Raw genomic sequence first — 7262 nt, forward strand, 5'->3', positions numbered from 1 at the left:
GGGTTCGGCCAGCAGGTGCCGGGCGATGTGCCGGGCGCGCGGCTCCTCCGGCAGCGGCGGCGGCGCCGTCCGCACCCACGGAAGCAGCGCGTCCATGAACTGCGCCATCGCCGGCCCGAGGCCGGGGCCGGGCTCGTCGAGCGGGGCAGCGAGCCGGTTGAGCGCGTCGGTGCGCGGCAACGCGAGCGCGCGATCCCCAAGATGGTGGACGGCCGAGAGGAACAGCGGCTTGGCGGTCGTGTTGCCGACGGGCTCGACGTCGTGCTCGACGCCCGCGGGCACGTACACCGTCCGATGCGGCGTCGCGGTGAGGGTCTGCCCGCCGATGCGCAGCACGAGGCGTCCCTCGCGGACCCAGGTCAGTTCGTCGACGGCGTGCGCGTTGGAGAACTGCCGCGCCCGCGGGCTGGGGCGCCGGACCCGATGATGTTCCATGTCGCATCTCCCGCATCGCTGTCGCGCTTCCAAGATTAGGTAAGCCTAACCGGATTAGCCAAAGTTAGCGTTGCTTATATGTCCGCCTCTGCTGTGCCCGCCGACCCTCGCCTCGGCGTCTCGACCGTCATGCATCCGCTGGCCCCGCGCATCCTGGAGGTCGCGCGCGTCGAGGAGCTCAGCCCTGTGATGCGCCGCGTCACCCTCACCGGCGACCGGGCCGGGACCGTGCCCTACCTGCCCTGGGCGGCCGCCGACCACGTGAAGCTGGTGCTCCCGGACGCGAACGGCGACGTCAGCGTCCCACGCATCGAGAACGGCCGAGCCTTCTGGGACGGCTTCACCGGGGTGACCCGCGACTACACGGTGCGCGCCGTCAACCCCGACGCGAACGAACTCACCATCGACGGCGTCCTGCATGAGCACGGCCCCGCGGGACGCTGGTTCCTGGACGCCACCCCCGGCGCCCGGATCGGGGTGCTCGGGCCGCGCGGCAGCCACCTCTACCCGCCCAGCTACGGCCACTACGTGCTGGTGGCCGACGAGACCGCGCTGCCCGCGCTCGGCCGGTGGCTCGATCAGCCCGGGCTCAGCGCGCACTTCACCGTCGTCACCGTCGCGGCCGTTCCGGACGCCTACCCGCTTCCGGAACCGGGACGCCGCTCCACCGTCGACTGGCGGCGTCACGTCGCCGCCGATGGACCCGACCGCGGCCCGCTGCTCGCCCAGGACGTTTCCGACGCCCTGCGCACCAGCCCGGCCCCCCGCGACGTGTTCGTGTGGGCGGCAGGCGAGGCGGGCGTCATGAAGTCGGTCCGGGGTGCCCTGCGCGAGCAGGGTGTGCCCCGGCACGCCTTCGATATCGACGGGTACTGGCGCACCGGAACGGCGGATCTCGACCACCACGCCGTCTCCGACGACTGACCCACCGCACCCACACCAAGAAGGAACCATGCTCAATCTGTCCACCAAGTTCGCGGCCGCCCTCGCGGTCGTGGCGCTCGCCCTCACCGGCTGCGCCTCCGGCGGGGCCGCCACCTCGGCGTCCACCCCGGCCGCCTCCGCCAGCAGCCAGGGCTGGCCCCGCACCATCACCCACACCAAGGGCGAGACGACGATCAACGCCAAGCCGACGCGCATCGTCTCGACCTCCCCCACCCTCACCGGCACGCTGCTCGCCATCGGCGCCCCCGTCGTCGCCAGCGCGGCCACCACTCCGTCCGACATCACTGACGACAAGGGATTCTTCGGTCAGTGGAGCAAGGCCGCCGCCGAGAAGGGCGTCGAGGTCTTGTACCCCAACCTGGAGTTCAACGAGGAGGCTGTTCTGGCGGCCGACCCGGACCTGATCGTCGTGTCGGCGACCGGCGCGGACGCCACCGCAGACCAGTACGACAAGCTGTCGGCCATCGCGCCGACCATCGTGCTCAACTACGGCTCCGCCTCCTGGCAGAACCTCGCCGGTGAACTGGCCAAGGCGACCGGGCAGGAGGACGCAGCGGCTGCCACCGTCGCCTCCTTCGATGCCCGCGTCGCCGAGGTCAAGGGCAAGCTGTCCATCTCCGACCCGTCCGCCAACGTCGTGGTGTGGAACGGTGCCGCCAAGGACACCGCGTTCGCCAAGCCCGGCTCCCCGCACGCCGACCTGATCGACTCGCTCGGATTCACCGTCGCGGGCGCTGCCGACGCGGTCGACACCTCCACCACCAAGCGCAACGACTTCGCCTTCGTGTCCCTGGAGAACACCGTGACCGCCCTGACCGGCGCCACCGTCTTCGTGGCCAGCGGCGACGAGGCCACCGCGACGGACCTGAAGAACACGGCCGTCTTGCGCAACGCACCGGCCGTCGCCAACAACAAGGTCATCGCGCTCGGCCAGCACTCGTTCCGGATCGACTACTACTCCGCCCTCGAGATCGTCGCCCTCGTGGAGGGCGCTCTCGCGTGAGCTTGACCGTGGCCTCCCCGTCGCGCCCGCGGCGGGGAGGCTTCTCCCTTCTCGAAGCCACGGCTGGAGGCCACCGCCGCACCGTGTTGGCAGGCCTGGTCATCACGCTGATCGGCTTCGCGATCCTCAGCCTGTTCGTCGGCGCCCAGGCCCTGCCACCCGCGCAGGTGTTCGGCGCCATCGTCGGGGCTGACGTCCCGACCGAGGTGGCGCTGCTGGTGCTGGAGCTCCGCGTGCCGCGCACCATCCTGGGCATCCTCGTCGGCGTCTGCCTGGGCGTCGCCGGCACCCTGATGCAGGCGCTGACCCGCAACCCGCTGGCGGAACCCGGGATCCTCGGCGTCAATGCCGGAGCCTCGGCTGCGGTCGTCACCGGTGTGGCCCTCACGTCGGTGGGCGGCGTCGCGTTCGCCGGGGTGACCGCCACGGTCGTGAGCGTCGTGTTCGCGTTCGTGGGCGCCGCCGCCGCGTCCGTGCTGGTGCTGCTGCTGGGCGGGGCGTTCCGCAGCGGCACCGACCCCGTCCGCCTCACGTTGGCGGGCGCCGCGTTGAGCATCGTGCTCGGCGCCTACACCAACGCCATCTTGTTGAACTTCCCCACCATCTTCCAATCGTTCAAGCACTGGGCGGTCGGCTCGCTGCAGGGGCGCGGCTACGACGTCATCCTCCCCATCGCCGCGATCGCGGTACCCGCCGCCCTCGCGGCCTGCCTGTGCGGCCCCTGGCTCAACGCCCTCGCCCTGGGCACGGAGATGGGGCGCGCGCTCGGCGCCAACCCGCGCCGCCTGGGGCTGATCGGGGGCGTCCTCGTGGTGCTGCTGGCCGGGTCCGCCACCGCCGCAGCGGGCCCGATCGCCTTCGTCGGGCTCGCAGCCCCGCTGGCCGTCCGTGCCCTGGTGGGTCCCGACTACCGCTGGGTGCTGCCGCTGTCGGCATTGTCGGCGGCCATCATCGTCGTGGGAGCAGACATGATCGGACGCGTCCTGATGAACCCCGCCGAGGTCGAGACCGCGGTCATCGCCTCCCTCATCGGGGCTCCCGTGTTCATCGCGCTGGTGCGCCGCCGTCGCTGGGCCCGGCTGTGAGCACGCCGACCCGCCCGGACGCCGTGTCCCGCGCGAAGGCCCCGCTCGGCGTCTCCCCCACCATCGACGGGGCGGAAGCGCTGCGCGCCGGGCGCTGGTCGATCCGCACCACGCGTCGCCGCGTCGTGGTCGCGCTCATCCTCCTCCTCGCCCTGCTGGCGGGCGGCTGGATCGCTCTCACCACCGGGACCATCGAGTTGCGTCCCGACGAGATCTTCGGCGCGTTGCTGGGCGACGGCACGGGACGCGCGTCGCGGGTCGTGTGGGGCATCCGCGTCCCCCGCCTGGTGGCGGCGCTCGCCGTCGGCGTCTGCCTGGCCCTGTCGGGTGCGGTGTTCCAGAACCTCACCGGCAACCCGCTCGGCTCTCCCGACGTCATCGGGTTCGTCACCGGGTCGGCGACCGGCGCCATCATCGCCATCGTCGCGTTCACGGCCGGCCCGCTCGCCGTGGCGGCGTCGGCGGTCGGCGGGGGCCTGCTCGCGGCCGCGCTCGTCGTCGGGCTCGCCCACCTGCGCGACCGCGGCGCCCCCTCCACCGGCGGCGGCTACCGGCTCGTCCTGGTCGGCATCGGCGCGAGCGCGTTCTTCGGGGCGGTCAACGACCTGCTCCTCACCCGCTCCCAGGCCGACGCGGCCGTCGCCGCCCAGCAGTGGCTCGTCGGCACGCTCAACTCCCGCGACCCGTTCATCGTCTGGCTCTGCCTGGGCATCGCCGTCGTCGCCACCCCGCTCGTCCTGGCGCTCGGGCAGCGGATGGCGGCCCTCCAACTGGGGGACGCCGTCGCCACCCAGGCGGGCGTCCCGGTGGCCGCCACCCGCCTGCTCCTGACGCTGCTCGGCGTCATCCTGGTCGCCGCCGCCACCGCCACGGCCGGACCGGTGTCCTTCGTCGCGCTGGCGGCTCCCCAGGTCGCGTGGCGGCTGGTGGGACGCGGACGCCCGGCGCTGATCTGCACCGCCCTCACCGGCGCCGTCCTCGTGCTCGCCGCCGACCTGGCCTCCCAGCACCTGCCCTGGGGGCTCGCTATGCCGGTCGGCCTGGTCACGGGTCTGCTGGGCGGCGTGTACCTGCTCGTCCTGCTCACTAGGGGGAACCGCTGATGACCACCCGACCCGACGCCCCGCTCACGGCGTCCGGCCTCAGCGTCGGCTACGGCGCCCACACCATCATCGAGGGCCTCGACGTCGGCTTGCCGCGCGGGGTGTTCACCGTCATCGTCGGCCCGAACGCCTGCGGCAAGTCGACGCTGTTGCGGACGCTGGCCCGCCTCCTGACGCCGACCGCGGGCTCCGTCGAGCTCGCCGGCCGCGACGTGCGCGGCTTCAGGTCCAAGGAGTTCGCCCGCGAGCTGACGCTGCTGCCCCAGGCCGTGCCGGTGCCCGAGGGCATCACGGTCGCCGACCTGGTCGCGCGGGGCCGGTTCCCGCACCAGGGACTGCTGCGGCAGTGGTCGGTCGAGGACGAGGAGGCGGTGCGGCGCGCGATGGTCACCACCGCCGTGGACGACCTGCGCGACCGGGTCGTGGAGGACCTGTCCGGCGGACAGCGTCAGCGCGTCCTGCTGGCGATGGCGCTGGCCCAAGGCACCGACGTGCTGCTGCTGGATGAGCCCACCACGTATCTCGACATCACCCATCAGATCGAGGTGCTGGAGCTGTGCCGCGATCTCCGCGACGCGGGCCGCACCGTCGTCGCCGTCCTGCACGACCTGCATCTGGCCGCCCGGTACGCCGATCACCTGATCGTCATGCGGGACGGCGCGCTGCTCGCCGAGGGCACCCCCGGCGACGTGCTGACCCCGACGCTCGTCGAGGCGGCATTCGGGCTCCGGGCGCGCGTCATCGCCGACCCCGAGTCGGGATCCCCCCTCATCGTGCCGCTGGCCGGACGTGCCGCTCTCGCGGAGCCGGAGTCACCCGTCCTCGGCGTCCCGGCGGTCGATGGCGGGCAGGTGGGCTGACATGCGCACCGAGCCCCCCGCTCCGGCCACCACCCTTGCTCTCACCGCGTTGCGCACGGGCGCTCATCCCACCGAGGTGAGCCGGACCTGGCCGGTCATCGACCCGCCCGGACCCGACGGCGTCCCCGTCACGTTCGCCGTCCGCACGCAGCCGGGACGCGAGGTGATGGTCCACCTCAACGGCGTCACGGACGTGCTGCGCAGCGACTTCGCGTGGGCCCGGCTGCCCGAGGTGACCCGGGACGCCGACGGCTCCACGTATGCCGCCGCCTGGTACCTGCCCGCCGGGTTGCTGTGCGGCTACCGGATCGTGGTGGCCGCCTACCTGCCTCCGGACGCCGGCCACACCCGGGAGGGCTGGCTGGCGGTGCACCGGGCGGGCACCCCCGATCCGCTGGCCGGGATGACCATGGCCACCCCGCTCGGCGGGGACTGATCGCTGCTGGCGCTGCCGGGCGCCCGCCTGCATCCCGCCTGGGACGAGGACGCCGTCCCACTCACGGGAGAACCCGTCCGCACTCGCCTCACCACCAGGGTGTCGGCCTGGGATTATGGCCGCCGCGATACCGCCGTGGTGCTCTTCGACGCCGAGCAGTGGGAGGCGGTCGGCCTGCCGCAGCGGTTGCGTCGTCTGGCCGACCCGCCGCTGATCCTCGCCGTCGACTCCGGGACCCTCACGCATCGCGGTGAGTTCCTGCCGTCGCCGGGTGCGGTGGCCGCCGCGGTGACGGACGCCCTGGCGGCCTGGGAGGACGCCACGGGCAGGGGCCTGCGTCCCGACGACCTCCTCGCCACCGGTCAAAGCTACGGCGGCCTCGCCTCGGTGGGGCTGGTCGTCAGCGGCGTCGTGCGCTCCGCGTTCGCCCAGTCGCCGTCGCTGCACTACGTTCGCGGCCAGCAGCGGCCTCCGGGGCCGGCCACCGGCGTCGGGGACCTGGTCTCCCGGGTGGCGACCCAGGCGCGTACCGGCCGCCGGTTCCCCGGACGCGTGGAGATGATCGCCGGGACAGAGGAGGGCGGGATGCTTGAACTGGCGCGGGAGTCGGCCCCGCTCCTGGCTTCGGGCGGCCTGGACGTCAGCGTGGCGAGCGCCGTTGGCGGCCACGACTACGCGTGGTGGCGCCACGAGCTGCTGTTCAGGCTGGAGCGGCCGATCCGGGCTCGGGAAGCCTCCCCAGCCGGTACCACGGAATGATGCTGAGCAGCAGCGTCACGCCGGTCAGGAAGAACGCCCAGCCGAAGCCGAACGCGTCGGCGATGAACCCGGCCAGCAGCGTCCCGATGATGGCGCCCAGGTCGCCCGCCATGGAGAACACCGAGAGCGCCTGACCGCCGTTGCGTTCGGAGCCGATGATGTCGGCCATCATCGCTTGGGAGGCGGGCTGGATCATGGACGCGCCCACGCCGCCGATGAGCGACAGGCCGACGAACACCGGCAGCGCCTCGGCCCAACCGAACACGAGCGTGCTGCAGCCGCTGATCAGCAGGCCGGTCATCAGGACGGGGCGGCGGCCCACCGCGTCGACCATGCGGCCGGTGAACTGTTGCCCGATGACGTTGCCGATCGCGAACAGGGTGAGCGCGAACCCGGCCATGGGCGCGCCGAGGGTGGGGATGGCGCCCGCCATGAGCGGCACGAGCGCGATTCGGACGCCGAAGGTGGACCAGCCGTTGGCGAACCCGGACGCCAGCAGCGCCCGGTAGTGCGGCATGCCGAGCACTTCGCGCAGCGTGACGCGGGGGCGGGCGTCCTCGGCGGCCTCGGTCCGGGCCGGGTCGCGCAGGAAGATGATGACCACGACGACGGCGATGCTGACCGAGACGCCGTAGC

The 7262-nt window shown here is 73.0% G+C and carries 9 protein-coding genes; 7 read left to right on the plus strand and 2 right to left on the minus strand.

Translation table 11 applies throughout. The annotated features are described in order from the left end of the window. Positions 1-435, minus strand: a 435-nt coding sequence (locus tag V7E09_RS13560; RefSeq protein ID WP_324523545.1) for a cupin domain-containing protein, incomplete at its 3' end; no start/stop codon positions are given. 78 nt (positions 436-513) lie between these two features. On the opposite strand from V7E09_RS13560, the gene V7E09_RS13565 reads away from it, so the two are divergent. From V7E09_RS13565 to V7E09_RS13595, 7 genes are all read left to right on the plus strand, one after another. After that, complete coding sequence (locus V7E09_RS13565; RefSeq protein ID WP_324511953.1) at positions 514-1359, plus strand: siderophore-interacting protein; 846 nt, start codon at positions 514-516, stop codon at positions 1357-1359. A 28-nt stretch (positions 1360-1387) separates the two neighbouring features. Beyond that, positions 1388-2383 carry a Fe2+-enterobactin ABC transporter substrate-binding protein gene (fepB, locus tag V7E09_RS13570; protein ID WP_324511954.1) on the plus strand — a complete coding sequence of 332 codons (996 nt, stop codon included), beginning with the start codon at positions 1388-1390 and terminating at the stop codon, positions 2381-2383. Then, the gene (locus V7E09_RS13575; protein ID WP_324511955.1) at positions 2380-3468 is read left to right on the plus strand and encodes a FecCD family ABC transporter permease; all 1089 of its coding nucleotides are present in this window, start codon (positions 2380-2382) and stop codon (positions 3466-3468) included. Before fepB ends, V7E09_RS13575 begins: the two co-directional genes overlap by 4 nt. After that, positions 3465-4571 carry a FecCD family ABC transporter permease gene (locus V7E09_RS13580; RefSeq protein WP_324511956.1) on the plus strand — a complete coding sequence of 369 codons (1107 nt, stop codon included), beginning with the start codon at positions 3465-3467 and terminating at the stop codon, positions 4569-4571. The genes V7E09_RS13575 and V7E09_RS13580 overlap by 4 nt, the downstream gene beginning before the upstream one ends. Next, positions 4571-5431, plus strand: a complete 861-nt coding sequence (locus tag V7E09_RS13585; RefSeq protein ID WP_324511957.1) for an ABC transporter ATP-binding protein — start codon at positions 4571-4573, stop codon at positions 5429-5431. Before V7E09_RS13580 ends, V7E09_RS13585 begins: the two co-directional genes overlap by 1 nt. 1 nt (position 5432) lies before the next feature. Continuing rightward, positions 5433-5867, plus strand: coding sequence for an enterochelin esterase domain-containing protein (locus V7E09_RS13590; RefSeq protein WP_324523546.1), 435 nt, complete (start codon positions 5433-5435; stop codon positions 5865-5867). A 99-nt stretch (positions 5868-5966) separates the two neighbouring features. Further along, positions 5967-6626, plus strand: coding sequence for a hypothetical protein (locus V7E09_RS13595; RefSeq protein WP_324523547.1), 660 nt, complete (start codon positions 5967-5969; stop codon positions 6624-6626). Here V7E09_RS13595 and V7E09_RS13600 read toward each other — a convergent pair. Next, positions 6568-7262 (minus strand): MFS transporter (locus tag V7E09_RS13600; RefSeq protein WP_324523548.1); only part of this gene is annotated, 695 nt, incomplete at its 5' end. The two genes, V7E09_RS13595 and V7E09_RS13600, sit on opposite strands and share 59 nt — an antisense overlap.

The organism is Propioniciclava sp. (assembly GCF_036744435.1).
GTDB lineage: Bacteria > Actinomycetota > Actinomycetes > Propionibacteriales > Propionibacteriaceae > Propioniciclava.

What these genes read in the sequence shown, in the direction of transcription:
- fepB (WP_324511954.1), top strand. Translation starts at nt 1,388, where the DNA reads ATGCTCAATCTGTCCACCAAGTTCGCGGCCGCCCTCGCGGTCGTGGCG.
- V7E09_RS13565 (WP_324511953.1), top strand. Translation starts at nt 514, where the DNA reads ATGTCCGCCTCTGCTGTGCCCGCCGACCCTCGCCTCGGCGTCTCGACC.
- V7E09_RS13590 (WP_324523546.1), top strand. Translation starts at nt 5,433, where the DNA reads ATGCGCACCGAGCCCCCCGCTCCGGCCACCACCCTTGCTCTCACCGCG.
- V7E09_RS13585 (WP_324511957.1), top strand. Translation starts at nt 4,571, where the DNA reads ATGACCACCCGACCCGACGCCCCGCTCACGGCGTCCGGCCTCAGCGTC.